This is a genomic window from Thiothrix nivea DSM 5205, from assembly GCF_000260135.1.
GTDB lineage: Bacteria > Pseudomonadota > Gammaproteobacteria > Thiotrichales > Thiotrichaceae > Thiothrix > Thiothrix nivea.
In genome coordinates this window covers 2451041-2476793 of record NZ_JH651384.1, presented here as the reverse complement: position 1 = coordinate 2476793, position 25753 = coordinate 2451041, and the positions used below count along the sequence as shown (strand labels likewise).

Here is a 25753-nt window from a genome sequence, read left to right as displayed (position 1 = left end):
CTTGGAACTGCCCCGTTATGCTCTGGCAACAATGCTTACACCAACTGGAACAGGAAGTTCCTGACTACGAAATCAACACATGGCTCAAGTCACTGCACGCGGTTGAAAAACGCCATGCCCTCTATCTGCTGGCGCCCAACACCATTGTGCTACAACAGGTGCATGAACAATACCTGCCGCGCATCCTGTTCCACTCACGTATCCTGACCGGCGACAATGAATTTGATGTGCTGCTGCAAATTGGCTCATCCGTACCGGCAACACCTGCCCCAACGCCTATTGTTGCCCCCGTGCCACCAACAGCAGCCTACCCTGTGCCCGCACTTACCAACAGCCCGAAAGGTTGGCAAGCACCTGCCGCCACCCCTGCGCCGGTCAGCGAGCGTTTTGCCAATGCCCTTAACCCGCGCATGACGTTCGACAATTTCGTTGAAGGTAAGTCCAACCAACTGGCCTGCGCTGCTGCCCAACAGGTGGGTGACCACCCCGACACGTCCTACAACCCATTGTTCATTTATGGCGGGGTCGGCCTCGGCAAAACCCACTTGATGCACGCCATCGGCAACCGCATCCTGGAACGGGAACCGGGGGCACGGGTTATCTATGTTTATGCCGAACGCTTCGTCAACGACATGATTTCCGCCATCCGCAACTCGCGCATGGAAGAGTTCAAACAACATTACCGCAGCGTTGACGCCCTGCTGATTGATGACATCCAGTTTTTTGCTGGCAAAGACCGTTCCATGGAAGAGTTTTTCCACACCTTCAATGCGCTGCTGGAAGGCCATAAGCGCATTATCCTGGCCAGTGACAAATTCCCGCGCGATTTGGATGGCATCGAAGACCGTCTCAAAACCCGTTTCAACTGGGGTTTGACTGTACAGATCGAATCCCCTGACCTGGAAACGCGGGTGGCGATCCTCAGAAAGAAAGCCGAAGACTCCGGGTTGCGCCTGCCCAATGATGTCAGCTTTTTTATTGGCAAACGCTTCCACTCCAATATCCGCGATTTGGAAGGTGCCCTGCAACGGGTGATCGCCAGTATGCGCCTTAAATGCATCACCCAGGTGACGATGGATTTCGTGCAAAATGCGCTGCGCGACCAACTGGCCAGCCAGGACAAAATGGTGTCAATCGCCAATATCAAAAAAGTGGTGGCGCAGTACTACAATATTCGGGTAACGGACATGGATTCCAAAAGCCGCACCCGTTCGCTGGCACGCCCACGCCAGATTGCCATGGCGCTGGCCAAGGAACTGACCAACCACAGCCTGCCGGAAATCGGTGATGACTTTGGTGGGCGTGACCATACCACCGTCTTGCACGCCCAGCGTAAGGTGGCAGAATTGCGGGAATCTGACCCCAAGCTGGAAGAGGAATACCGCATCCTGTTCCGCACCTTAACAAGTTGAGGATAACCCCCCGGACAAGTTTCGGGGCAACCTGTGGATAAAATGTGAATGGAAATTTATCCACAGGTTGCTGACAAGCAAAACCATGCTTAAGCCACAACGTTATTGCTGTGGATAATCTGCAAACACGATTGTTAAATCAATAGGTTATGCAGTTATCCACACAACAGGCCCGGCATTATTATTATGACTTCTTTTATATACAAGATAAGATAGATAAGTAATGAGACTGACCCAAACCCGCGAACATCTGCTCGAATCCCTTCAATCCACCTTGGGGGCAATCGAAAAACGCCATACTGCGCCTATTCTTGAAAATGTGTTGCTGCGCATCGCAGGTAACCAGTCATTCTGGCGTGGTACGGATCTGGAACTGGAAATAGCCACCCAAGCACCGGTTATGGATGGCGCTGATGGCGACATCACCCTGCCTGCCCGCAAGTTGGCTGACATATGCAAATCCCTGCCGGCGGAAAGTATTGTCAACCTGGAAATCCAGGACGACAAACGCGCCAAGATCACTGCCGGGCGCAGCCGCTTTGAGCTGGCCACCTTACCTGCCAGTGAATTCCCCGACCTCGAGGACATCGGTGAAGTCCATACCTTCGGGATTGCGGAGAATGCCCTCAAGCACCTGCTCGATAGCGTTGCCTTCGCCATGGCCAACCAGGATGTACGCTATTACCTCAATGGCATGTTGCTGGAAGTGAACCCGGAAGGCGTGCGTACCGTTGCCACTGACGGCCATCGTCTTGCCTTGTGTTTCCAGACCTCCGAGATGCCTGATGTCGAGCAAGCCCGGCAACTGATCATCCCGCGTAAAGGGGTACTGGAACTGGCACGTTTGCTACGCGGCGATTCACAAGTTCCCGTACAGGTACAAGCCAGCCAGAACCACCTGCGGGTACAACTCGACAACTTGCGTTTTACCACCAAGCTGGTGGATGGGCGTTATCCGGATTACCGAGCTGCCATCCCCGGTGGTGGCCAGATTCAGGTGGATCTCGACCGCAAGACCTTCCGCGACATGCTTAGCCGGGTTGCCATCCTGTCCAATGAAAAATTCCGTGGGGTACGCCTTTCCTTAAGCGAAAACCTGTTGCAGGTGCAGGCACACAATCCGGAACAGGAAGTGGCCACTGACGAGCTGGATGTTGCCTACAGCGGCAACGACTTCAGTATCGGTTTCAATGTTACTTACCTGCTGGATGCGGTTAACCATTTGTCCGGTGATACCTTGCGTCTGCAATGCAATTCACCGGAAAGTAGTGTATTGGTGACCAACCCGGATGATGACAGCGTGCACAATGTCATCATGCCAATCCGCCTGTAAGCTACGGAACCCGTCCCCGTGTGGCTGAGCAAGCTTGTTGTCAGCAACTGCCGCATTATCGCCAGCACTGAATTGGAACTGGCTCCGCACGCTAACGTTATATACGGCAACAATGCTTCCGGTAAATCCAGCCTGCTGGAAGCATTAGCTGTATTGTCGCGCGGTCGTTCTTTCCGTACCCCTCGGATAGCTGAACTGATCAAACGCGGGGAGGAGGAATTAACCGTTTCTGCCCGAGTGGAAGATGGGGTGGCTGGTGGTAGTTATCCGGTTGGTATCAGCAAGCGTTCCCAAACCAGCCGTATCCGTATCAATCACGCTGATGTGCAACAGCAAGCGGAACTCAGCACCCACATCCCCCTCACCCTGATCCATCCCGGCTCGGTGGAACTGGTTACTGGCAGCCCTTCCCTACGTCGCGCATTTATCGACTGGATTGCCTTTTACCGCTTCGCTGATTTCAACTCCGCCTGGCGTAATTACCAACGCATCCTCAAGCAACGCAACGCCTGCTTGCGTGACCCCAAACAGCGCTATGCCTTCCCCCAGTGGACGGAACAGTTGATAACATTGCAACCGGTACTGTACCGGTACAGGGTACAAGCTCTGGAAACCTTACAGCATGACCTGCAAATCAGCCACGAATTACTGATGAATCTGGGAGAACCGCAGTTGCAACTGACCAGCGGCTTTCCCGGTAGTATCAATCCGGAAGACACGGCGCAGTTGCAACAGTTTTTCCGCGAGAAAGCCGAGCAGGAACAGAAGCAGGGTTTCAGTTTATACGGCGCACACCGTGCCGACCTGCACATCCTGCTTGATGGTATTCCAGCCGTGCGGGTAGCTTCCCGCGGCCAACTCAAAATACTGGCTGTCGCCCTGTTATTGGCGCAAAGCCACGCAGCTGCCGAGACTGACGCAAAAAGGGGTATAATCGCCATTGACGACCTTGCTTCGGAACTGGATGAGCAAAACCAGCAAGCGTTGTACAATACCCTACGCACGACGCAACAACAGTTGATAATTACCGGCACTCACCATGAGCCACTGCGTAACAGGTTTGCCGACGCCCGCGTGTTTCACGTGGAACACGGTAAGGCCAGCCTGCGGTGAGACCGTTTGCCTACATAACAATGGACACGACATGACTGACAATAACACCTACGATTCATCGAATATCAAGGTACTCAAGGGGCTGGAAGCGGTACGCAAACGCCCCGGCATGTACATCGGTGACACGGATGACGGCACCGGCCTGCACCACATGGTGTTCGAGGTCGTCGACAACTCCATCGACGAAGCCCTCGCCGGTTACTGTTCGGAAGTGAAGGTGGAATTGTTCAGTGATGGCTCGGTGAAAGTGTCGGATGACGGGCGTGGTATCCCGGTCGATATCCATCCGGAAGAAGGCCGTTCCGCTGCCGAGGTCATCATGACCGTGCTGCACGCAGGTGGTAAATTCGATGATAATTCCTACAAGGTTTCCGGCGGTTTGCACGGTGTAGGTGTGTCAGTGGTGAACGCCCTGTCGGATGAGCTGGAACTCACCATCCGCCGCAACGGCAAACTCTACAAACAGATTTACCATCTGGGTGAACCGGAAGCACCACTGGCCGAAGTCGGTGAGACTGAAGGCACCGGCACCTCGGTGCGTTTTCACCCCAGCCCGACCATTTTCACCCAGACCGAATTCCACTACGACATCCTCGCCAAGCGTCTGCGCGAACTGTCGTTCCTCAACTCAGGGGTTCGCATCAACCTGATCGACCGCCGGGGCGAAGGCCGCGAAGATGTGTTTGAATACGAAGGCGGTATCCGCGCGTTCGTCCAGCATCTCAACCGCAACAAGACGCCGATCCATTCCAACATCATCTACTTCAGCACTGAACAGGATAGCATGGGAGTGGAAGTCGCCCTGCAATGGAATGACTCCTATCAGGAAAATGTGTTCTGCTTCACCAACAATATCCCGCAGCGTGATGGCGGTACTCACCTGTCCGGTTTCCGCGCTGCCCTGACCCGTACCCTCAATAGCTACATCGAAGAAGCCGGTCTGGCCAAAAAGGAAAAAGTCAGCCCCACCGGTGACGATTCCCGCGAAGGTCTGACGGCTGTATTGTCGGTGAAAGTCCCTGACCCCAAGTTCTCTTCCCAGACCAAAGACAAACTGGTTTCCTCGGAAGTGAAAAGCGTGGTCGAATCAGCGATGAATGCCAAGCTGGCGGAATTCCTGCTGGAAAACCCCGGTGAGGCCAAACTGGTGGCAGGCAAGATGATCGAAGCCGCCCGCGCCCGCGAAGCTGCCCGCAAGGCGCGTGAAATGACCCGCCGCAAGGGTGCGCTCGACATCGCCGGGCTACCCGGAAAGCTGGCCGATTGCCAGGAAAAAGACCCTGCCCTGTCCGAACTGTTCCTGGTGGAAGGGGATTCGGCGGGTGGTTCCGCTAAGCAGGGCCGTGACCGTCGTACTCAGGCCATCCTGCCGCTCAAGGGTAAAATCCTCAACGTTGAGAAAGCCCGTTTCGACAAGATGATCAGCTCGCAGGAAGTTGGTACCCTGATCACCGCTCTCGGTTGCGGCATCGGACGCGAGGAATACAACCCTGACAAATTGCGCTATCACCGCATCATCATCATGACGGATGCGGACGTGGACGGTTCCCACATCCGTACCCTGCTGCTGACCTTCTTCTACCGCCAGATGCCGGAACTGGTTGACCGTGGCTACATCTACATCGCCCAGCCGCCGCTGTACAAGGTCAAGCGCGGCAAGCAGGAACAGTACGTCAAGGACGATTCCGAAATGGAACGCTACCTGCTGCAACTGGCACTGGACGGTTCCAATCTTCATCTGAATGCTGATACCCCGGCCATCAGTGGCGAAGCACTGGAAACCCTGGTGCGCCAGTACAATGCCGTACAACAGGTGATCAGCCGTCTGGCGCGTCGCTATGACCGCAACCTGCTGGAAGCGATGTTGTTTGAGTCCCTACCCTCTACCGAGGATGCAGGTGCTGTCGATGCCGAGTCATTCGCAGCTTGGGTCGACAGCTCGATTACCTCCCTCAACGCTGGGGCTAATGGTGCGCGCACCTATTCTTCGCTATTAAGCAAGGTAGATGACAGTGCGTGGACGATCACCGTCACCCGTCGCCAGCATGGACTGGATCACCGAATTGTGCTCGACCGCGATTTCTTCCTGATGCCGGAAACCAAACTGCTGATCAAAACCAGCCGCGAACTGGATGGTCTGCTGGGTGAAGGGGCGGTAGTCGTGCGTGGCGAACGCAAACAGGACGTGACCCGTTTCGATCAGGTGGTGGAATGGCTGATGAAAGAAGCCAACCGTGGCCTGCAAATCAGCCGCTACAAAGGTCTGGGTGAAATGAATCCCGACCAGTTGTGGGAAACCACCCTCAACCCCGAAAGCCGCCGCCTGATGCAGGTACGGATCGAAGATGCAGTCGCCGCAGATGAAGTCTTCACCACCCTGATGGGCGATGAAGTCGAACCACGCCGTGATTTCATCGAGAAAAACGCACTGTCAGTTGTCAATCTGGACGTATAGAGGTTTCACGTGAAACAGGAAAATCCCTTGCTGGACATCGGCAAGCTGCCGCTGTTTTCCCAAATCAAGCCGGAACACATCACTCCCGCACTGGATGTGGTGTTGCAGGAAAACCGCAACTGGCTGGCGCAACGACTGACAGCCGATGGCAGTTTCAGCTGGGACAACCTGATTGCCCCGCTGAACGAAGCCGGTAACAAACTGGAACGTGCGTGGTCGCCGGTCAGCCACATGAACGCGGTGGTCAACACTGACGAACTGCGTAAGGAATACAACGCCAATCTACCACGCTTGAGCGACTACCACACCGAACTGGGGCAGAACGAGCAGCTCTACAACGCGATCCGTTTCATCCGTGAACAGGATGGAAGTCTGGATGCTGCCCAGCAGAAAGACCTGGATGACAGCCTGCTCGGTTTCAAACTGTCCGGTGTCGCCCTTCCCCCAGAGCAGAAAGAACGTTTCCGCGAAATCAGCCAGCAACTGTCGCAACTGAACTCCCGTTTCTCCGACAACGTGCTGGATGCTACCAATGCGTGGACTAAACAGATTACTGATGTAGCTGAACTGGCAGGCTTACCGGAATCCGCCCTCGATATGGCAGCACAAACGGCCAAACAGCGCGATATGGAAGGCTGGGTGCTAACCCTCCAATTCCCATCTTATATAGCCGTGCTGACTTATGCTGACAACCGCGAATTGCGGGCGGAAATGTACCGTGCCTACACCACCCGCGCTTCCGAACTCGGCAGCAATGCGGACTGGGATAATACCCAAGTGATGCGTGACATCCTGCGTCTGCGTCAGGAAGAAGCAGCCCTGCTCGGCTACGGCAATTACGCTGAATTGTCGCTGGCGACCAAGATGGCGGAAAGTCCGCAACAGGTGCTGGAATTCCTTGAAGACTTGGCAACAAAAGCCAAGCCGTTTGCCGAAACCGAATTCGCCGAAGTACAAACATTCGCCCGCGAACAACTGGGCATGGAAGACGTGCAGGCATGGGATGTCGCCTACATCAGTGAAAAGATGAAACAGGCGCGTTTCGACTTCTCCGAGGAAGACCTCAAGCCCTACTTCCCTGCCGACCGGGTGATCAGCGGCTTGTTTGCGCTGGTAGAAAAACTGTTCGGCGTGCGTATCGAACAGCAACAGGCACACATCGACCTGTGGCACCCGGACGTGCGTTTCTATCTGGTGCACGACCGTACCGGTACTGTACAGGCGTGTTTTTACCTCGACCTGTACGCCCGTCAGCACAAGCGTGGCGGTGCGTGGATGAGTGATTTTTGCGGGCGTTTCCGCCGCCACGATGGTTTGCAGATTCCGGTCGCCTTCATGACCTGCAACAGCAGTGCCCCGGTTGGCGACAAGCCAGCCCTGTTCACCCATGATGAAGTCGTTACCCTGTTCCACGAATTCGGCCACGGCCTGCACCACATGCTCACCCAGGTCGATTACCCGGATGTCGCCGGTATCAACGGCGTAGAATGGGATGCGGTCGAACTCCCCAGCCAGTTCATGGAAAACTGGTGCTGGGAACGCAGCGTGCTGGACATGATCGCTGCCCACTGGCAAACCGGTGCACCGTTACCGGAAGACCTCTACCAGAAAATGCAGGCTGCCCGCCATTTCCAAACCGCCATGGCGACCGTGCGCCAACTCGAATTCGCCTTGTTCGACATGCGCCTGCATCTTGATCCGCAATCTGCTGAACCGGGCAAACTGGAAGCCATCCAGCAGCAAGTCCGCGATCAGGTTGCAGTGATCAAGCCGCCAGCCTTCAACCGCATGGCGCACAGCTTCTCGCACGTTTTTGCCGGTGGTTACGCCGCAGGCTACTACAGCTACAAATGGGCGGAAGTGCTATCCGCCGACGCCTTCGCCCGTTTCGAGGAAGAAGGTCTGTTCGATGCTGGAATCGGTGAATCCTTCCTGCACGAAATTCTCGAAGTGGGTGGTTCCCGCAAGGCCATGGAATCCTTCACTGCTTTCCGTGGCCGCAAGCCAACCGTAGACGCTCTACTACGCCATAACGGACTGGCAGTTGGCTCCTCCCCTGATAAGGGGGGGGCTTCTTCATGAAAATCGCCACCTGGAACGTCAACTCCCTGAAAGTACGCCTGCCACACGTCCTGCAATGGCTGGAAGCTGCACAGCCGGATGTGCTGGCCGTCCAGGAAACCAAAACCGTTGACGAAAACTTCCCGTTGGCAGAAATCGAAGCAGCAGGTTACAAGTCTGTCTTTAGTGGTCAAAAAACATACAATGGTGTGGCTATTCTAAGTAAGGTTGAAGCCAGCGAGGTTGTGACCGACATTCCATATCTGGACGACCCCCAACGCCGCATCCTCGCTGCTACCGTCGATGGCGTGCGTGTAGTCAATCTGTACGTAGTAAACGGCTCCGAGGTCGGTTCCGAAAAATACGCCTACAAACTCGACTGGTTGGCAAAGGTCACTGCATGGCTACAGGAACAGGTTACCCAATACCCCAAACTGGTCGTATTGGGTGATTTCAATATCGCCCCGGAAGATCGTGATGTGCACGATCCTGTCGCGTGGGAAGGACAAATCCTTTGCTCCGAACCAGAACGTACCGCCCTGCAAACCATCCAGTCCCTCGACCTGAGTGATGTCTTCCGGCAGTTTGAACAGCCGGAAAAAGCTTTCAGCTGGTGGGATTACCGCGCTGCCGGTTTCCGCCGCAACCTCGGGCTGCGCATTGACTTGATCCTCGCCAGCAAAGCTTTGTCTGAAAGCTGTACCCGTTGTGTGATTGACCGCGAACCCCGTACCTGGGAAAAGCCTTCTGACCATACGCCGGTAGTGGCAGAGTTTGCCGAATGAAACAGTATGTGCTGATCGGGGTTGGTATTTTCGCATTGGCATTGGCGGGCAAGCATTTCTTGTTATCATCCGCATCAGTGCCAGATGCTGAACCCGCCGCAACGCTTCTGCCCTTACAGGAACCCTGTAACCTGCACCAGGCTCCCTGTGTTGCCCGTGACGCTGCCGGGCATTCCCTACGCTTCAGCATTACCCCTGACACTATCCCCTTGATGCAGGATTTGACGGTCAGCGTCGAAACAGCAGGTTTCAACGGTATACAAAGCGCCCGCCTGACCGTGGAAGGCGTGAACATGTTCATGGGTTACCAATACGCGGACTTGCGCCCTGTCGATGCTGCAACAGCATTGGCAGGCAAGCTGGTACTGCCGGTATGTTCCATGGAAACGATGCAGTGGAATGCATCCCTCCTGTTAACCCTGCAAAATGGCGCACGCTATCAGGCTGACTTTCCATTCTCGACCTCCCGCTAATGCTACCCCCATAAAACCATCAGGCGTAAAAACGTCCGGGTTTGTCTGCCAGCTATTGTTATTGATTCCATAATCGCTTTCTATTGGGAATGTGTCAGAACGCGGTATAGATTTAATGGCAACGAATTACAAAAAAGCGCCGTTTTTTTTGAAAAAATGGTGTCGGGCATTTTGCCTATTAAACCTGTGGGGGTGCGGGAACCAGCCCCGTCATGCGCTGAGTGAGGAAAACCCATGAAAACGAAGCGTGGCATGGTATTCAAAGCCATTGTGTGTGGCGGGCTGTTGTTAGCTGGGAGTAGCAGCTGGGCAGGTGTTGATCCACAGGTTTACGCCCAACCCGAGGTGGGGCATGAGCAGCCCCTGATGCAGTTTGTGGCTGGTTGGCTGAGCCGTTTTGCCTTACCGGATACGGATCAGGTGCCTTCCTTTCGCTGGATCAGGACTACCCCGGTGGTGGATGATCCCCGTTTGCAACAGACAGAAACAGGTGAGTCTGCACACTGGTTGGTTGCCGTGCCCGGGGTTGGCAAACAGCAACGGGTAGTGGCGTCAAATAACATGTTCCAGCGCCTGGAAAATACGCCCGCTGCTACCTCCTCCAGGGACTTTTCACAAATAAGAGGGCGTGGCGGCCAGATTTCCCAGCCACCCAATCTGGCCTTATCAGCCAATATTCCTGGTGGTTTGCAGGTCAATGATGCTGATGTTGTCTGGCATATCCGTTCCCAGGCCAATGGTAGCAGCCAGCAACTGGGGGGGCGTAACCTGCAACTGGCCTTGCCTGCGGGTAGTTACGCAGTCAGTTTGCACATTGGCGCATATGAGGAAAGCCGGGCCGTAAATGTTGCCCCCGGCAGTGTGGCAGCTCCCGTTTTTAGCACACAAATAGGCCGCCTGCGGGTTTCCAGCAACCATCAGGCTGACTGGCGGGTAGTGGCTGTTAGTGGCACTGCGGCTGGCCACACCTTGCTGGAAGACAGGGGTAGCGGGTCTATCAGCCAAATTCTGCCAGTGGGTGAATACGATGTGGTTGCAGCTGTCAATAGCGCCAGCCAGACACGGCGGGTACAGGTTAGTAGTGGAAAGGTCAGCACTGCCAGCATCCAGGTGCCAACCGGTCAGGTCAATCTGGTGGCAACACTGGGAAATTCCCCCGCGATGCGTCCGATGCGCTGGACTTTGTACCGGTTGGATGGTGGCAGGCAGGAAATTGCTTCGCCCCGACGGCATTCCGCCATACTGGTGGTTTCACCCGGCCATTATGAGGCGGTCGCCAATCTGGACGGGCGGGAACGGCGGCGGGAATTCACCGTCTTGAACGGCAGCAGCAACAACATCGTGCTGGCGATGGACTAGCGCCCCATGCCCCGTATCGGTATAGCCCTTGGCAGTGGTTCCTCACGTGGGTGGGCGCACATCGGCGTGTTGCGCGCGCTGGCAGAGATGGGCATCCACCCCGACATTATCTGTGGCTGTTCGGTCGGTTCCATCGTGGGTGCTGCTTATGCTGCTGGTAATCTGGATAGGCTGGAACGCTGGGTGCTGTCGCTGACGCGGCTGGAGCTGATGCGTTTTTTTGAGTTGAATGTGTCTCTCAATGGCTTCGTCAAACGCGACAAGTTGCAACAGTTTTTCCATGCTCATGTGTGTGAGGAAGCCCAACGCATTACCGAACTTCCGCGCACCTTTGCCACGGTTTCCACCAACCTTGAAAATGGCCGCGAAGTCTGGTTTACGGAAGGCCGGGTGCTGGATGCGGTATGGGCTTCCATCGCCCTGCCCGGCCTGTTTCCGCCATTCCGTCACCGCAAGCAGTGGCTGGTGGATGGCGGGTTGGTCAACCCGGTGCCGGTTTCACTGTGCCGCGCCCTCGGTGCTGAAGTCGTGATTGCGGTCAACCTGAATGGCAATGTTGCGCGCCGCTATGCGCATCACACCCACAAGGCCAGGGATAAGGTGGCAGCAAAGCCAGCAGGCATCACCAAGGCTGCCGCCAACAACAAGGGGGAAAGCCTGGTCGATAGCTTGGCGGCTTCCCTGCGCGAATATTCCTCGGTGCTGTTGCCGGATACCAGTACCAGCAAGGAATACGAACCCGGGCTGATGGACGCGCTGGCAGCTTCCATCAACATCATGCAGGACAAGATTACCCGCAGCCGCATGGCGGGTGACCCGCCGGAGATCCTGCTTGCGCCCAGGCTGGAAAACATCGGTTTGCTGGAATTTTTCCGCGCGGAGGAAGCCATCAAGGAAGGCCGCTCCACGGTGGGGCGGATGCAGGCCGAAATCCACAGCCTGCTGGAATTTTAGGACTTATTCCCCCCGCTTGCGCAGGTAACGGGCGTCATCGAACACCGGAATCCACTGCGGCGCATACACTACGGCGATGGCGGTCAACATGCCGTTGATCAAGCCTTCCGGAAACATCAGCAGCGGAATGTAAGGCAGGTAATAGGTTTGCAAGTAATAGGCGGAAAAAGTGCCAGTCCACCACAGCAGCAGGCTGCCCACGCCAATGACGGCCACCGTGCTGAGCACTGCGGCCAGGAAAGCGTTCACGAACACGAACACAAAAATATTGGTGGGCAGATGGCGTTGGCTCCAGCGCAGCAAGGCATACGTAACCACAATCGGGATGCCACCCATCACCAGCGTGTTAATGGGTACGGCCAGCAAACCGGCTTCCAGCCGCCAGAACGTGATGCTGACTATGGCCGTAGCCGCAACCAGCGCCAGTCGCCAGCCAAACATCAGGGTCATCACGGTGATGCCGAGGAAATGGAAGTTGAGGTTGCTGCCTATGCCTGCCCGCAATATCCAGATCAAACTTGCAAATACGATAGCACCCAGGTAAACATGTATGTGCTTATGTACGTACCCCCACGCGGCATGACGGGCTGCATGTCCCAACAACAGCAAATACAGGAAGCTGGTGAGCCATAACCAGTCTTCGTTAAATACACTAGCAGGTATATCCATGGAAACAATCCTATCACGGCTTTTGGCAGACATGCCGCAAACCCGGCAGATACTGAAGTTATTGTTTGTCGGCCTGATACTGGCAGGGCTGGCGACAGCCCTGATGCCTATCCACGGCATCGACCTGAGCAACGGCAAGGACAAAATCGTGCATGCGCTGGTCTTCTTCAGCTTTGCCAGTTTGCTCGATATCGCCACACCGCGCAGTTTCTGGTGCTGGAAGTTACCTTTACTGCTTTCCTACGGTGCAGGCATTGAGATATTGCAAGCGCTTACCCCGTGGCGGTCATTTTCCTTCGCGGATTTTGCCGCCGACGCCATCGGCGTGTTGCTGTACTGGTTGCTGTGGAAAAAGGTGCTGCACCGTTTCATTGCGCACCCCAACGGCTAAATTACGGCGTTTCCCCTGCATCCTGGTAGATTTCCACTTGGGCATCACGGAGCTGGTAGCCAGCTTCAGCCAGGTCAGTATGCGCCTGTTTGGCGATAAGGGTGCCGGAAACCCATACGGGTTCGTACATGCGCTCCATACCGATGCTTTTGTCGGGTAACGGTTTCACCAGCAGAGTCTGGTTGAGCGGCGGTGGCGGCACGTGGATACAGGCACCGAAATACGGTACCAGCAGGAATTCTTTCACCATGCCTTTGGCCTCATCCACTTCCAGCGGGGAAATGAAGCCGGGGATTTTGATCTTCTTGCCATCTAATGCGTCGTTGACCGGGGCGGCGTTAAGTTCTGCCTGCATTCTGTCCATCACCGCATCTTCCGCCGGGTCGCCTTCGGGAATGGCGTCGATCTGCGGCTGGTATTTTTTGATGATGTCTTCCAGACCCTGCCCCGGTAGCTCCAGGTCTTCCCAGTCGAGTTTGGTGTATTCGCCATCCTGTTTGGGCTGGTCATCCTTGGCTGTTTTGGTGACATTGGCAATTGGTGTACCGACGGCAGGCGCATCCGCAGGCAAGGCCGGAGCCGTTACGGCAGTATCCGCAGGAACCTCCGTCTGGTTTTCCGCAGCCTTCTCTTCCCCACAGGCTGACAGCAAAGTGGCCAGCAATACGACAGGCAAAATCCTTGTTTTCATCTCAAACCCTTACAGTCAAACCATCTTGCAACGAACGCCGATAGGCAATTGCCCCCGGAATCAGGCTGAACAGTAGCGCAAGCCCCGCCACTACGGCAAGCATCAGCAAATCCGCCGTATCCGGAACCCAGGTGTGCAGGTAAAAGCCATATTCAGCCATTACCCAAGGGCGTGCCGCAAACAGCATGACATACACCAGCACTACCCCCAGCGCACAGCCCAGCACTACCAGCACCAAGGCTTCCAGCACAAACAGCAGGAACACCTGCCGAGGGTGCGCCCCCACTGCCCGCAGGATCGCCATTTCCCGCCGCCGCTCGTTCAGGGTGGACAGCAGCACGGTCAGCATCCCCAGTAAACCCGCCACCACCACAAAGCCGGTGATGATGCGCAACACGGTTTCAAACATGCCGATGGCCTGCCACAATTCCGCCAGCGCAATGCCGGGAATCGCCGCCAGCAGCGGTTCGCGCTGGTAGTCGTTGATTTCGCGCTGCACCCGGAACGCTGCCGCACGGTTTTTCAGGCCAACCAGAAACGCGGTGATGACCTTGGGTTGCAGGTTTTTGTGTAACTCCTGTTCCGCGCTGATCTGGTAACCCGGCACTTTTGCCCCACCCACCCAGTCGATGTGGATGGCTTCGATGCCTTGCAGCGACACATGTACGGTGCGGTCAATCGGTGTGCCAGTGGGTTTGAGGATGCCGACCACCTGAAACGGCTTGTCGTCGTGCATGACAAAGCTGGTGGAACCCGCCCCGTGCGCCAGCACCATCCTGTCGCCCAGTTGGTAACCCAGCTTACGGGCAACTTCAGCCCCCAGCACAGCATCAAACACGCCCTCAAACGGTTTGCCAGCCACAAACGCCAGCAATTGCTTGTCGCCGTAACGGTAATGGCGAAAATAATCCTGATTGGTCCCCAGCACTCGGTAGCCCTTGTGCGAGTCGCCCAGGCTCAGCGGCACTGTCCAGTCCACCAGCTGGTTGCCGGCGATTTCCTGATACGACTGCCAGCTGATGTTGTTGGTGGCGTTGCCGATACGGAACACGCTGTACAGCAGCAATTGCACTGGGCCGCTGCGCGCACCCACCACCAGGTCTGTACCGGAAATCGTGCTGAGGAATGCGGTCTTGGCTTCCTTGCGGATGTATTCGACCCCGAGTAGCAGCGTGATGCTGATGGCGATGGAAAACAGGGTCAGCAACAGGCTGGCGCGGCGATTCCACAGGCTGCGCAGGGTAAGCTTGAGGAGGATCATGGCCGGTTTACCTCCGCCAGATCGGCTATACGGGGGAAATGGCTGGCGATGTGTGGGTCGTGGCTGACGAAGACGATAGTGCTGCCTTGCGTTTCCGCTTCCTGGAACAGTAAGTCGAGGAAGCCGTCGCGGGTGTCAGTGTCCAATGCGGAGGTTGGCTCATCGGCAATGATCAGCTCCGGGCTGCCGATCAGGGCGCGTGCCACGGCTACCCGCTGCTGCTGCCCCACACTCAGGCCGGTGACGGAACGGTGGCGCAAATCCTCACGCAGCCCGAGATGATCCAGCAAGCGGTTAGCGGTGGTCTGCATGTCACCTGCCCGCTGTTTGCGCCGGGTGGAAAAGTGACAAGGCAATTGTACGTTTTCCAGCACTGACAAATAAGGCAAGAGGTTGAACTGCTGAAAGATCACGCCCATGTGGTCGGCGCGGAACCGGTCGCGGGCGGAACCGGCCAAGTGCTGCATCTCTTTGCCCAGAATGCTGAGGTTGCCGCTGGCTGGTAGCAGGATCCCCGCCAGCAGGTTGAGCAGTGTGGTTTTGCCGCTGCCGCTAGCACCACGGATGAATAAATGCTCCCTTTGGCGCACTTGCAGCCCGTCAATTGCCAGGGTGTCGCGCCTGTGGCCGGGCCAGCGGTAGCGCAGACTGTTGAGTTCGATGACGTTCATCAGTTCAGTTGCAGGGTGTCATCCTGGGTCAGTTCCTGTGCCGACGCGCCCTTGTCCGTCACCCATTCGGCGCGGATTGTTTGCACACCGTCCGGGAAGGCGCTGAACAGTTTGACGGTAACTTCCTTCAACTCGGCGGGTTGGGTGCAGACAAATGCCCAAGTCACGTCCATGTCGTTGTGGGTTTCTGCTTCGGCATGGGTGTCGTTGCTGGGCTGCCCTTCATCTTCCAGCAGGGCGGAAACGATTTCGGCATCCTTGAGTGCGCACCCGGCTTCAGCGTTAATGGCGAACAGATCTGCTCCAGCTTCCAGTTTCAGCTTCACATCCGCCAGTTTCTGCTTGTCTGCGGCACTGGTTGCGGTGTGCTCGAAACCGAGCAGGTTGGCAGCGGGGGATTCCAGCATGATTTCCAACCCTGCCTCGCCGGTAGCCAGGGAAAGGGTGGCGACGCCGTGTTCGTGCGCGCCGTGTTGCTCATGCCCTGCCGCGTGTGTGTGCTCGTCGGCAGACAGCGGTGCGGCCATAAGGGAGGCCAGCAAGGCCAGTGTGCCTGTCCAGTGGGTAGTTGTTTTCATGTCGTGTTCCAGGGATTGCAATACTGTTGCGGCTCATTTTAATCAGCGTGGGGTACGGCTGCAATTGACCGCTGAATGGTATGTGCCTTATCCCTGTCGGCAAAATAGCCTGGATTGCGCCAATCCACTATCATGAGCCGAATACCCAAGCATAACCACCTGAGGAGCCCCCACCATGTTCAAGGCGCTGATACTCACCCAGAACGAAGGCAAAACCGTGGCGGAAGTCCGCCAGCTTGAGGTCGCCGACCTGCCGGAAGGCGAAGTGCTGGTGGATGTTGCCTATTCTTCCCTCAACTACAAGGACGGGCTGGCCGTAACCGGCACCGGCAAGATCATCCGCAACTTCCCGATGGTGCCCGGCATCGACCTGGCGGGAACCGTGGTGGAATCCGCTTCCGACCGTTTCCAGCCCGGTGATGCAGTCATCCTCACCGGCTGGGGCGTAGGCGAACGCTACTGGGGCGGCTATGCGCAGAAAGCGCGGGTGAAAGCCAACTGGCTGGTTCCCATGCCCCTGGGGTTGGATGCGCGGAAAGCCATGATCATCGGCACGGCAGGTTTCACCGCCATGCTGTGCGTGATGACGCTGGAAGATGCCGGGGTGAAACCGGATTCCGGCAAGGTGCTGGTCACGGGTGCTGCGGGAGGTGTGGGCAGCATCGCCGTGCAACTGCTGGCGGGTCGTGGCTATCATGTCACAGCCGTGACAGGGCGTCCGGACAGCCATGATTTCCTGCGCAAACTGGGTGCAGAGGACTTCATCAGCCGCGAGGAAATGGCGCAACCAGCTCGCCCGCTGGAATCGCAGCGCTGGGCAGGCGCGGTCGATGTGGTTGGCGGCGACATTCTGGCGCGGGTGCTGGCGGAGATGGACTACAACGGCGCGGTAGCTGCCTGCGGGCTGGCGAACAGCTTCAAGCTCAACACCACGGTTATGCCGTTCATCCTGCGCAATGTCAGCCTGCGTGGCGCGGATTCCGTTAGTTGCCCACAAGAGCGCCGTACCCGTGCGTGGGAACTGCTGGCCGCTGAACTGCCGGAAAGCGCTTACACCGACATCGGCCAGGCCATTGCGCTGGAAGACATTCCGCAAGCCGCCGGGGATATCCTTGCCGGCAAGGTTCAGGGCCGGACGCTGATCGACCTGAGCCTGTGAGGCACTGACATACCCATGGCACGTAAAAGGGCTGTCCACCTCACCTTTGCCGCCAATCACGCCCGGTTGCGTGAGGCACTATCAGGCGCTGTGCAGATCGACCAGACCCTGTGGGTGGTCAATGACGAAACCGCCAGTCTGGAGCGCTTCACCCACCAGGGCAACGACAGCGACGCTCACCCACAATATGGCCACCACACCCGCTTTGCCGTGAAGGACTACATCCCCCTGCCGATACCGCCACAAGCGGACGAAGAAGGCGAAGAAGTGGACATGGAAGGTCTGGCTTACGCCGACGGCTACCTGTGGCTGGCCGGTTCGCACAGCCTGTCGCGTAACAAACCGGACACAGATGACCCGCTGGAAAAAGCCTTCCAGCAACTGGCCGAACTCAAGCGTGGCGGCAACCGCTACCTTCTGGCGCGGATTCCGCTGGTGGCAGACGATGCAGGCATCCACACCCCGCAAGTCAGCGTGGAACAGGCGGATACCACCCTGACCGCTGCCCGCCTGCACGGCGACGCCAGTGGCAACGAACTGATGGCAGCGTTGCGCTGTGACCCGCATCTAAGCCCTTTTCTCGACCTGCCCGGCAAGGATAACGGCCTCGACATCGAGGGGCTGGCTGCTATCGGCAGGCGCGTTTTTCTTGGCCTGCGCGGGCCGGTGCTACGTGGCTGGGCAGTGATTCTGGAACTGGAACCGGTGGCAGACCCTGACGACCCTACCCTGCTGAGACTGGCTGCCATCGGGGGGTAAGGCCAGCCTTACCGCAAGCACTTTCTCAAACTGAATGGGCTGGGCGTGCGAGATTTGTGCGTGCTGGGTGGCGACCTGCTGATCTTGGCCGGGCCGACCATGAGCCTCGACGGGCCGATGACGGTTTACCGCTGGAAGGGCGGAGCCAATCCCGCCGGGGAAAGCCTGGTGGAAAACGACAGCTTACGCGCGATCCGCCGGATTCCGGTCGGTCCGGAGGATCATGCCGAGGGCATCGCCCTGTTCCCACTGGCTGACGGTAAACCGGGGCTGCTGGTGGTGTACGACCCGGCTTCGCCCAAACGCCTGCCAGACAAGAAAACCGTCATTGCCGACCTGTTCCCGCTATAAGCTGCCGCCTCAAATACAGCTGACAGTTGCAAGCGTTGCCTGCCCGGTCAGCAGGAAATTTTTGGGCGTATCCAGATCGAACTGTAATTTGCCGATCGATAAGGTGTCTTGCGCAGGTTACTATAATTTTCCTGAAAGGCTTTCTACTCTATTTTTCAACCGTTTGGCACCACCAGCACCGGCACTTTACTATGCTGCGTCACATGCCGCGCCGTCGAACCCAGCAGCACGCCATCCTTCGCCTTGCGGGTATGCGTACCGATCACTATCAGGTCGGCGTTGTGCGCATCGGCGTAATGCACGATCACCTCGCCCGGTTTGCCAGGGACAACCACGGCATCTTCCACCAGCTCGTCCTTCGCCTTGCAGATGTCATCTTCCTCGGTGCAGTAATTTTCCAGCCGCTTCTGCATGGTCTGGATCATTTCCTCCATGCTTTCCTTTTCAATATCGTGGATGGATTTGTCCGGCAGATACAGGGAAAGTACGGTATGCCCGGTCGTGCCCAGCGGCGCAATCGCGTGCAGCATGATGATTTTCGCCTGATGCGCCCGCGCCATATGGATGGCCTGACGGAACACCGGGCGCGTATGCTCACCCAGGTTGGTGGCATACAGAATGGTCTTGAAAGGTTTGGTTTCGTTCATAACAACCTCGAAAAAAGGAGCGCCTGACCACAATGGCACAGGCGCAAACCACACAAAGATGTTGTTTTAGGTTCAGGAGCCGGGCGCAAACCCGCGCAACTGATCCAGATATTCCGGCAAGGCCAGGGAAATTTGCGGGATGTAGGTGATCAGCATCAGGAAGAAGATCAGCAACAGCGTCCACGGCAGTGCTGCCTTGATCACCCAGCCCATGCTTTTGCCCGTGATTCCCGAGGTCACGAACAGGTTCAGCCCCACCGGCGGCGTCAACATGCCGATCTCCATGTTCACCACCATGATGATGCCCAGATGGATCGGGTCGATGCCCAGCTTGACCGCAATCGGGAACAGGATCGGCGCCATGATCAGCAGGATTGCGGAAGGCTCCATGAAGTTCCCTGCCGCCAGCAGCAGCAGGTTGACGATGATCAGGAAACCCCACGCTGGCAGACCCCATTGCACGATGGCTTCGGCAATGTGGTGCGGAATCCGCTCGGTGGTCAGCACATGTGCAAACAGCATCGCGTTGCCGATGATGAACAGCAGCATAATGCTTACTTTCGCCGCATCCAGCACTACCTTGCGCACTTCCTCGTTACCGACGGACATGACCATGGCCTGCGGGAAATGCAGCAGGTTGCGCACAACTGCCGCACCTATATTTTCACCTTCCTTGATCCACGGCTTGCCTTTCAGCGGGCCAATGTCACGATAGCCGTAAACAGCAATGAAAAAGGCATAAACCGCCGCCACCGCCGCCGCTTCCGTCGGGCTGGCAACCCCACCATAGATGGAACCCAGCACGATGAAAATCAGCATCATCCCGCCCAGCGCTTTCCAGCCGGTGCTGATCAATGTGCCGAAGCCGGGGAAAGCCTGCGCGGGCAGCTTTTTCACCCGCGCCACGATGTAGATCGCGATCATCAGCAGCAACCCCATCATGATGCCGGGGATGAAACCCGCCTCGAACATTTTCGCCGCTGACACTTCGGTCGCAGCAGAATACACCAGCATGACGATGGAGGGCGGAATCAGGATACCCAATGTGCCCGCCGTGGTGATAACACCCGCACCGAACGCCATCGGGTAGCCTGCCCGCACCATGCCAGCAATGACGATACCGCCGATGGCCGCCACGGTCGCGGGGGAGGAACCGGATACCGCAGCGAACAACATACAGGCCAGTACCGACGCCATCGCCAGCCCACCGCGTACATGCCCGACTGCCGCAATGGCAAAGTCGATCAAGCGGCGCGCCACCCCTCCGGTGGAGAGAAATGCGGAGGAGAGGATGAAAAACGGGATCGCCAGCAGCGTGTAGTGGTTGGATTGCGACTCGAAAAATTTTAGCGCAATCGACCCCAGCGAATCATTGGAAAACAGTAGAATGGTCGAAATGCTAGCCAAACCCAGTGAAATCGCAATCGGCATCCCGAGGAAAATCAGCACGAACAGCAGGATAAACAGGAACGCGATAGTCATTTCGCACCCCCTGCCACTTCTTTTTGCAGGTGCAGGGCTTCTTCCACCTCATCATGCGCGCCGATCATGGTCTGCTCACGCTTCCACACCCTTGCGCCGATTTCCAGTAAGCGTATGCCGATCAGCACGAAACCGACCAGCAGGATGCTGTGCGCCTGCCACTTTTTAATCGACATGTCGTTCAACTCGATGCCGATCTTGTAAATCTTGCCCAGATACACCCACGCGCCGTAGATGAACAGGGCGCAATACACCAGCGCCGCAGCCACCATGATCAGGGTGATGATGCGCTGGGTTTCCGGTTCGAACTTTTTCACCAGGAAATCAACGCCGATGTGCGCCCCCACCCTCAACCCGTAGGATGCGCCGAACAGCACCAGCCAAGCCGACAGGTGCAGGGTCAGTTCCTCTGACCACATCAGCCCCATGCCGAACCCGAACCGCAGAATAGTCTCGAAAAACACCAGCAGCGTCATGCCGACCAGCAACAGCGCAATGATGTTTTCTTCGAGACGATGAATGAAATTTAGCATCGCCGTTGTCCTCCTCCTAAAACCCACCCTCACCCCTAACCCCTCTCCCGCCGAGCGGGCGAGGGGAACAGGAGAGGAAAACCCTCATTTTCTTGCTCCCCCTCTACCGCTCAGCGGGAGAGGGGGCTGGGGGGTGAGGGTCTTACCCCTCGTTAGCCTTCAACGCCTTGTCAATCAGGTCAGCACCGATGGTGTCCTTGAACTTGTCCCACACCGGTTTCATCACATCAACCCACTTCTGGCGCTCTTCCGCCGTCAGGGTATAAACAGCGGAACGCTTGCTGTCGATGATCGCCTGCTTGTCTTCGGCATCTTTCTTGGTGGACATTTCGTTACCGTAAGCAACGGCTTCATCCATATCCTTCTTCAGGGCTGCACGCACGTCTTCATCCAGGCCATTCCAGAATTCGGCGGAAGTGATCACCATGTAGTCGAGTACGCCATGGTCAGATTCGGTGATGTCGCTCTGCACTTCGTGGAATTTCTTGGAATAGATGTTGGACCATGGGTTTTCGGAACCGTCAATCGCCTTGGTCTGCATCAGGGTAAATACTTCAGAGAACGGCTTTTTGACCGGCACGCCACCGACCTGCTCAAACTGCGCGGCCAGTACGTCAGACGACTGGATGCGGAACTTCAGGCCCTTGGCGTCTTCCGGGGTTTTCAACGGCTTGTTGGCGGACAGCTGCTTCATGCCATTATGCAGGTAGCCCAGGCCGATATAGCCCTTGTCTTCCATGGAAGTCAGCAGTTTCTGGCCGTCTTCGCTCTGTTGGAACTTGTCAACAGCTGCCATGTTATTGAACAGGAACGGCAGGTCGTAAATCAGCAGCTGCGGGTTGTATTTCTGGAACTTGGACAGGGAGGGCGCGGCCAGTTGCACGTCACCCAGCAGCATCGCTTCCATCACCTTGTCATCGTCAAACAACTGGGAATTGGGGAATACTTCCACCGTCACCTTGTCTTTCAGAGCGGGGTCAGCGGCCACCAGATCCTTGAATTTGTTGGCCATCAGACCTTTCGGGGTATTTTCCGCCACCACGTGGGAAAACTTGATGACGGTAGGTTCGGCGTGCGCAGCCAGTGAGGCCAAACCCAGGGTGACGGCAACAGTAATGCTCAGGAATGCTTTTTTCATGTGACTCTCTCTCCAATAAAAATGTGGGTAAACACAGGCTTCACTATTGGAAGAAGCGTGCCAACCTCACCATAAACCAATGATTTCTAAAAAAACACTTGGAATAACATGCGCTTAATAAAAATTTCCGCATTGCACAAGAGTCATGTAATATCTGACAGGCGGCGGATTTCCGCCGGAATGCAGTGTTCAGGGCGGCGGATTTCCGCCGCTTGTCGGCGTAAGGGCAACCGGCGTCAACTGCGACAATAAAAGTAAAAGCATTACAGATCATCCGGTTAGATAAATAACGGCAAAACCGGGCAAGGTCGGCACGATTATTTCATAAGGGTGCCGAGGGGTACGGCAAGCCGCCAAACCACCCATTAACAGGACTCAGGATCACAACCGCCATGAAAGACGAACTCAACCAGGCCGCGCTGGATTACCACCAGTTCCCGCAACCGGGCAAACTCGAAGTCACCCCCACCAAGAACATGGTCAACCAGCGTGACCTCGCACTGGCGTATTCCCCCGGCGTGGCTGCCGCGAGTCTGGCGATTGCCGACAACCCGGCCTGCGCGGCGGATTACACCACGCGCGGCAATCTGGTGGCGGTGGTTTCCAACGGCACGGCGGTACTCGGCCTCGGCTCCATCGGCGCACTCGCCTCCAAACCGGTCATGGAAGGCAAGGCAGTGCTGTTCAAGAAATTCGCGGGCGTGAACGCTTTCGATATTGAGCTGAACACGCTGGATGTGGATAAACTGGTCGAAGCCGTCGCCCTGATGGAACCCACCTTCGGCGGCATCAACCTCGAAGACATCAAGGCCCCCGAATGCTTTGAGGTGGAAAAGCGCCTGAAAGCCCGCATGAAAATTCCCGTGTTCCACGACGACCAGCACGGCACAGCGATCTGCGTGGCAGCCGCGATCCGCAACGGTTTGCGCGTGGCGGGCAAGAATATCGAAGACGTGAAACTGGTCTGTTCCGGCGCGGGTGCTGCGGCGATTGCCTGCCTCAACCTGCTGGTGGAAATGGGTTTAAAAAAGGAAAACATCACCGTCAACGACCGTTTCGGCATCATCTTCAAGGGGCGCGAAGAGGAAATGAACCCCTACAATTCCGCCTACGCCATCGACACCAAGGCACGCACGCTGGATGACGTGATGGATGGCGTGGACGTATTCCTCGGCCTTTCCGCCCCGCGCGTGCTCAAGCAGGAGCATGTGAAAGTGATGGCGGAAAACCCCCTCATCCTTGCGCTGGCCAACCCAGAGCCTGAAATCCGCCCAGAACTGGTGTACGAAGTCCGCTCCGACGCCATCATCGCCACTGGCCGCAGCGACTACCCGAACCAGGTCAACAACGTGCTGTGCTTCCCGTTCCTGTTCCGTGGCGCGTTGGACGTGGGCGCGACCGAGATCAACGAAGCGATGAAAATTGCGGTGGTGGAAGCCATCGGTGACCTCGCCACCCGCGAAGCCTCCGACGTGGTGGTGTCAGCCTACGGTGGCGCGGAATTCCACTTCGGGCGCGACTACCTGATTCCCAAGCCGTTCGACCCGCGCCTGATGACCATTATCCCGCCGCGCGTGGCCAAAGCGGCGATGGAAACCGGCGTCGCTACCCGCCCGATTGCCGATTTCGACGAATACGAACGGCGGTTGGAAAGCTTCGTGTTCCGCTCCGGCATGACCATGAAGCCGCTGTTTGAAAAGGCCAAGCGCAACCCACAGCGCATCGTGTTTGCCGAGGGCGAATCGCAGCGTGTTATCAACGCTGTGCAGCAACTGGTCGACGAAGGCATTTGCAAACCCATCCTGCTCGGCAACCCGGAGCTGATCCAGCAGAACATCGACGCCTACGATCTGCGCCTGACCATCGGCGCTAACATCGAAGTCATCGACCCACGCAACAACCCCGATTTTGAGCGTCATGTGGCGGAACATTATGCAGTGATGTGCCGCAAGGGCGTGACCCCGGTGTACAGCCGCCGCGTGATGGCCGCCCGCACCACCCAGATTGCCGCAGTGCTGGTGCGCTGCGGTGATGCTGACGCGATGATCTGCGGGGTGGAAGGCAACTACATTTCGCACCTGCATTACGTGCGCGACTTGATTGGCGCGCGCCCCGGCCTGTCGGATGTCGCCGCCGTTACCATGCTGATCCTCAAGCAGGGCACCTATTTCCTCACCGACACGCATGTCAACGAAGACCCTGCGCCGGAACAACTGGCGGACATCACCGCGCTGGCGGCAGAGCTGGTGGCTGGTTTCGGCATGGAACCAAAAGCCGCGCTGCTGTCGCATTCCAACTTCGGCAGCCGCATGAATGGCTTTTCTGCCAAGATGCGCCAGACGCTGGACGTGTTGCGCGAGAAATACCCGCATATTCCGGCGGAGGGTGAAATGCATGTGGATGCGGCCTTGTCACAGGATATTCGTGACCGGTTTTTCCCTAATGCTGCCTTCGAGGGCGAAGCCAATTTGCTGGTGTGCCCGGATTTGAACTCGGCGAATATTGCTTACAACATGACCAAGATGCTGGCAGATGGCCTGCCAGTCGGGCCGATGCTGGTGGGGACGAATTACCCCGTGCATATCCTGACCGAGAGCACCACGGTGCGGGGGATTGTGAATATGGCGGCGTTTGCGGGGGTGGAGGCGGCTAGCCGGAAAGCGTCGGCATAGCGCCAAACAGCTTCGCTGTTTTTACCCCCCCATCCCCGGCCCTTCCCCCGCAAGGGGGGAAGGGGGCTTTGTTGTATTAGCCTTTGGCTTTGGTGAGTAGCTCTAGGCCTCTGTCAGCCTTGCCTTCGCCACGGGCGGCGCGGATTTGAAACCGGGTTTTCAGGTCGAACTCGACCAACATCAGGGTTGTCATTTCATCCATCAGTTTGTTGACGCTCATGCCACGGCTTTTCGCCAGTTGTTTGAGGCGTTCGTGTTTGTCATCCGGTAATCTCAGGGTTAGTGCAGCCATAGTCCACCTTTTTCCAGAAATGCCTGGGGCGTCATAACACCCAGGTTTGGGAATAATAATTCGCCACTGCTAAGGTCTTTGACATTGTGGGTCACGACGCATTCTGCTTGCCCCGCAACCGCCAGTTCGACCAAATGATTGTCGCCCTCGTCGCGCAGGTTGGGTCGCCAGCCGTAGTAGATGTCTGTCCAGCGGCAATGGGCGAGGAAGATGTCCAGCAACTCGCTGCGCTCATCCTGGCTTAAATGTGAATCCCGGAACAGGCTGGCGCGGTTGAGCACATCACTGTATTCAGCAAATAGCGCTGCGCCCATCAGGGGTGTCAGTTGCTTGCGCAGACAGAGTTCAATCAGCAATGACGATGCGGTTGAACCCATGCAGGCACCGACAAAAATATTCGTATCAACGACGATAATCATGGAGAAATGGTAGCAAAAATGCCACCAGAATATCAATCCTTCCAAAGGGGGAAAAGGAGCTTTGCCGCGACTCCGAAATACTGACGGGGGTTGGT

General features: G+C 56.8%; 23 protein-coding genes and 1 pseudogene. 13 read left to right on the top strand and 11 right to left on the bottom strand.

Features of this window, described 5'->3' with window-relative positions:
• The first annotated feature begins 17 nt into the window (after positions 1–17).
• The 9 genes from dnaA (at position 18) to THINI_RS12450 (ending at position 11945) form a co-directional block, all read left to right on the top strand.
• The gene (dnaA, locus tag THINI_RS12490; protein ID WP_002708930.1) at positions 18–1412 is read left to right on the top strand and encodes a chromosomal replication initiator protein DnaA; all 1395 of its coding nucleotides are present in this window, start codon (positions 18–20) and stop codon (positions 1410–1412) included.
• A 223-nt stretch (positions 1413–1635) separates the two neighbouring features.
• Positions 1636–2745, top strand: a complete 1110-nt coding sequence (gene dnaN, locus THINI_RS12485) for a DNA polymerase III subunit beta (protein WP_002708929.1) — start codon at positions 1636–1638, stop codon at positions 2743–2745.
• An 18-nt stretch (positions 2746–2763) separates the two neighbouring features.
• On the top strand, positions 2764–3858 hold the full coding sequence (gene recF, locus THINI_RS12480) for a DNA replication/repair protein RecF (RefSeq protein WP_002708928.1): 1095 nt from the start codon (positions 2764–2766) through the stop codon (positions 3856–3858).
• A 31-nt stretch (positions 3859–3889) separates the two neighbouring features.
• The gene (gene gyrB / locus THINI_RS12475; RefSeq protein ID WP_002708927.1) at positions 3890–6313 is read left to right on the top strand and encodes a DNA topoisomerase (ATP-hydrolyzing) subunit B; all 2424 of its coding nucleotides are present in this window, start codon (positions 3890–3892) and stop codon (positions 6311–6313) included.
• 9 nt (positions 6314–6322) lie between these two features.
• Entirely contained in the window at positions 6323–8395 is a 2073-nt protein-coding gene (locus THINI_RS12470; RefSeq protein WP_002708926.1) for a M3 family metallopeptidase, read from the top strand.
• Positions 8392–9159, top strand: a complete 768-nt coding sequence (gene xth, locus THINI_RS12465; protein ID WP_002708925.1) for an exodeoxyribonuclease III — start codon at positions 8392–8394, stop codon at positions 9157–9159. The genes THINI_RS12470 and xth overlap by 4 nt, the downstream gene beginning before the upstream one ends.
• Complete coding sequence (locus THINI_RS12460; protein ID WP_002708924.1) at positions 9156–9632, top strand: hypothetical protein; 477 nt, start codon at positions 9156–9158, stop codon at positions 9630–9632. The genes xth and THINI_RS12460 overlap by 4 nt, the downstream gene beginning before the upstream one ends.
• Positions 9633–9866: 234 nt before the next feature.
• Positions 9867–10991, top strand: a complete 1125-nt coding sequence (locus THINI_RS12455; RefSeq protein ID WP_002708923.1) for a hypothetical protein — start codon at positions 9867–9869, stop codon at positions 10989–10991.
• Between the two features lie 6 nt (positions 10992–10997).
• Positions 10998–11945 (top strand): patatin-like phospholipase family protein, encoded by a 948-nt coding sequence (locus THINI_RS12450; RefSeq protein WP_002708922.1) that lies wholly within the window; start codon positions 10998–11000, stop codon positions 11943–11945.
• Positions 11946–11948: 3 nt separating this feature from the next.
• Here the strand turns inward: THINI_RS12450 and THINI_RS12445 are convergent, their stop codons facing one another.
• A complete protein-coding gene (locus THINI_RS12445) occupies positions 11949–12614 on the bottom strand; it encodes an energy-coupling factor ABC transporter permease (protein ID WP_002708921.1) in 666 nt (221 codons plus the stop codon).
• Here THINI_RS12445 and THINI_RS12440 point away from each other — a divergent pair.
• Positions 12613–13005: a VanZ family protein gene (locus THINI_RS12440; protein WP_245536621.1), complete on the top strand. Its 393-nt coding sequence runs from the start codon at positions 12613–12615 to the stop codon at positions 13003–13005. The genes THINI_RS12445 and THINI_RS12440 overlap by 2 nt on opposite strands.
• 1 nt (position 13006) lies before the next feature.
• On the opposite strand, the gene THINI_RS23460 is transcribed toward THINI_RS12440, so the two are convergent.
• Genes THINI_RS23460 through THINI_RS12420 form a run of 4 tightly spaced genes read right to left on the bottom strand, consistent with a single transcriptional unit; the run spans position 13007 to position 16206 of the window.
• Complete coding sequence (locus THINI_RS23460) at positions 13007–13696, bottom strand: DUF3299 domain-containing protein (protein ID WP_002708919.1); 690 nt, start codon at positions 13694–13696, stop codon at positions 13007–13009.
• A gap of 1 nt (position 13697) precedes the next feature.
• The gene (locus THINI_RS12430) at positions 13698–14957 is read right to left on the bottom strand and encodes an ABC transporter permease (protein WP_002708918.1); all 1260 of its coding nucleotides are present in this window, start codon (positions 14955–14957) and stop codon (positions 13698–13700) included.
• The gene (locus THINI_RS12425) at positions 14954–15628 is read right to left on the bottom strand and encodes an ABC transporter ATP-binding protein (RefSeq protein ID WP_002708917.1); all 675 of its coding nucleotides are present in this window, start codon (positions 15626–15628) and stop codon (positions 14954–14956) included. The genes THINI_RS12430 and THINI_RS12425 overlap by 4 nt, the downstream gene beginning before the upstream one ends.
• Positions 15628–16206 carry a ZrgA family zinc uptake protein gene (locus tag THINI_RS12420; protein ID WP_002708916.1) on the bottom strand — a complete coding sequence of 193 codons (579 nt, stop codon included), beginning with the start codon at positions 16204–16206 and terminating at the stop codon, positions 15628–15630. Before THINI_RS12420 ends, THINI_RS12425 begins: the two co-directional genes overlap by 1 nt.
• Positions 16207–16381: 175 nt before the next feature.
• Here THINI_RS12420 and acuI point away from each other — a divergent pair, with 175 nt between their 5' ends.
• Entirely contained in the window at positions 16382–17365 is a 984-nt protein-coding gene (acuI, locus tag THINI_RS12415) for an acrylyl-CoA reductase (NADPH) (protein ID WP_002708915.1), read from the top strand.
• Between the two features lie 15 nt (positions 17366–17380).
• A pseudogene (locus tag THINI_RS12410) lies at positions 17381–18475 on the top strand (DUF3616 domain-containing protein).
• A 155-nt stretch (positions 18476–18630) separates the two neighbouring features.
• Here THINI_RS12410 and THINI_RS12405 read toward each other — a convergent pair.
• From THINI_RS12405 to THINI_RS12390, 4 genes are all read right to left on the bottom strand, one after another.
• Positions 18631–19122, bottom strand: coding sequence for a universal stress protein (locus THINI_RS12405; protein ID WP_002708914.1), 492 nt, complete (start codon positions 19120–19122; stop codon positions 18631–18633).
• Between the two features lie 72 nt (positions 19123–19194).
• Positions 19195–20604, bottom strand: a complete 1410-nt coding sequence (locus THINI_RS12400; RefSeq protein WP_002708913.1) for a TRAP transporter large permease — start codon at positions 20602–20604, stop codon at positions 19195–19197.
• Positions 20601–21137, bottom strand: a complete 537-nt coding sequence (locus THINI_RS12395; RefSeq protein ID WP_002708912.1) for a TRAP transporter small permease — start codon at positions 21135–21137, stop codon at positions 20601–20603. Before THINI_RS12395 ends, THINI_RS12400 begins: the two co-directional genes overlap by 4 nt.
• Before the next feature lie 142 nt (positions 21138–21279).
• On the bottom strand, positions 21280–22275 hold the full coding sequence (locus THINI_RS12390) for a TRAP transporter substrate-binding protein (RefSeq protein ID WP_002708911.1): 996 nt from the start codon (positions 22273–22275) through the stop codon (positions 21280–21282).
• Positions 22276–22667: 392 nt separating this feature from the next.
• Here THINI_RS12390 and THINI_RS12385 point away from each other — a divergent pair, with 392 nt between their 5' ends.
• Positions 22668–24947, top strand: a complete 2280-nt coding sequence (locus THINI_RS12385) for an NADP-dependent malic enzyme (RefSeq protein WP_002708910.1) — start codon at positions 22668–22670, stop codon at positions 24945–24947.
• Between the two features lie 76 nt (positions 24948–25023).
• Here THINI_RS12385 and THINI_RS12380 read toward each other — a convergent pair whose 3' ends face one another.
• Entirely contained in the window at positions 25024–25239 is a 216-nt protein-coding gene (locus tag THINI_RS12380) for a hypothetical protein (RefSeq protein WP_002708909.1), read from the bottom strand.
• A complete protein-coding gene (locus THINI_RS12375) occupies positions 25227–25658 on the bottom strand; it encodes a putative toxin-antitoxin system toxin component, PIN family (RefSeq protein WP_002708908.1) in 432 nt (143 codons plus the stop codon). Before THINI_RS12375 ends, THINI_RS12380 begins: the two co-directional genes overlap by 13 nt.
• Positions 25659–25753 lie beyond the last annotated feature (95 nt).

What these genes read in the sequence shown, in the direction of transcription:
- dnaA (WP_002708930.1), top strand. Translation starts at nt 18, where the DNA reads ATGCTCTGGCAACAATGCTTACACCAACTGGAACAGGAAGTTCCTGAC.
- dnaN (WP_002708929.1), top strand. Translation starts at nt 1,636, where the DNA reads ATGAGACTGACCCAAACCCGCGAACATCTGCTCGAATCCCTTCAATCC.
- gyrB (WP_002708927.1), top strand. Translation starts at nt 3,890, where the DNA reads ATGACTGACAATAACACCTACGATTCATCGAATATCAAGGTACTCAAG.
- xth (WP_002708925.1), top strand. Translation starts at nt 8,392, where the DNA reads ATGAAAATCGCCACCTGGAACGTCAACTCCCTGAAAGTACGCCTGCCA.
- THINI_RS12460 (WP_002708924.1), top strand. Translation starts at nt 9,156, where the DNA reads ATGAAACAGTATGTGCTGATCGGGGTTGGTATTTTCGCATTGGCATTG.
- THINI_RS12455 (WP_002708923.1), top strand. Translation starts at nt 9,867, where the DNA reads ATGAAAACGAAGCGTGGCATGGTATTCAAAGCCATTGTGTGTGGCGGG.
- THINI_RS12450 (WP_002708922.1), top strand. Translation starts at nt 10,998, where the DNA reads ATGCCCCGTATCGGTATAGCCCTTGGCAGTGGTTCCTCACGTGGGTGG.
- THINI_RS12440 (WP_245536621.1), top strand. Translation starts at nt 12,613, where the DNA reads ATGGAAACAATCCTATCACGGCTTTTGGCAGACATGCCGCAAACCCGG.
- THINI_RS12445 (WP_002708921.1), bottom strand. Translation starts at nt 12,614, where the DNA reads ATGGATATACCTGCTAGTGTATTTAACGAAGACTGGTTATGGCTCACC.
- THINI_RS23460 (WP_002708919.1), bottom strand. Translation starts at nt 13,696, where the DNA reads ATGAAAACAAGGATTTTGCCTGTCGTATTGCTGGCCACTTTGCTGTCA.
- THINI_RS12430 (WP_002708918.1), bottom strand. Translation starts at nt 14,957, where the DNA reads ATGATCCTCCTCAAGCTTACCCTGCGCAGCCTGTGGAATCGCCGCGCC.
- THINI_RS12425 (WP_002708917.1), bottom strand. Translation starts at nt 15,628, where the DNA reads ATGAACGTCATCGAACTCAACAGTCTGCGCTACCGCTGGCCCGGCCAC.
- THINI_RS12420 (WP_002708916.1), bottom strand. Translation starts at nt 16,206, where the DNA reads ATGAAAACAACTACCCACTGGACAGGCACACTGGCCTTGCTGGCCTCC.
- acuI (WP_002708915.1), top strand. Translation starts at nt 16,382, where the DNA reads ATGTTCAAGGCGCTGATACTCACCCAGAACGAAGGCAAAACCGTGGCG.
- THINI_RS12405 (WP_002708914.1), bottom strand. Translation starts at nt 19,122, where the DNA reads ATGAACGAAACCAAACCTTTCAAGACCATTCTGTATGCCACCAACCTG.
- THINI_RS12400 (WP_002708913.1), bottom strand. Translation starts at nt 20,604, where the DNA reads ATGACTATCGCGTTCCTGTTTATCCTGCTGTTCGTGCTGATTTTCCTC.
- THINI_RS12395 (WP_002708912.1), bottom strand. Translation starts at nt 21,137, where the DNA reads ATGCTAAATTTCATTCATCGTCTCGAAGAAAACATCATTGCGCTGTTG.
- THINI_RS12390 (WP_002708911.1), bottom strand. Translation starts at nt 22,275, where the DNA reads ATGAAAAAAGCATTCCTGAGCATTACTGTTGCCGTCACCCTGGGTTTG.
- THINI_RS12385 (WP_002708910.1), top strand. Translation starts at nt 22,668, where the DNA reads ATGAAAGACGAACTCAACCAGGCCGCGCTGGATTACCACCAGTTCCCG.
- THINI_RS12380 (WP_002708909.1), bottom strand. Translation starts at nt 25,239, where the DNA reads ATGGCTGCACTAACCCTGAGATTACCGGATGACAAACACGAACGCCTC.
- THINI_RS12375 (WP_002708908.1), bottom strand. Translation starts at nt 25,658, where the DNA reads ATGATTATCGTCGTTGATACGAATATTTTTGTCGGTGCCTGCATGGGT.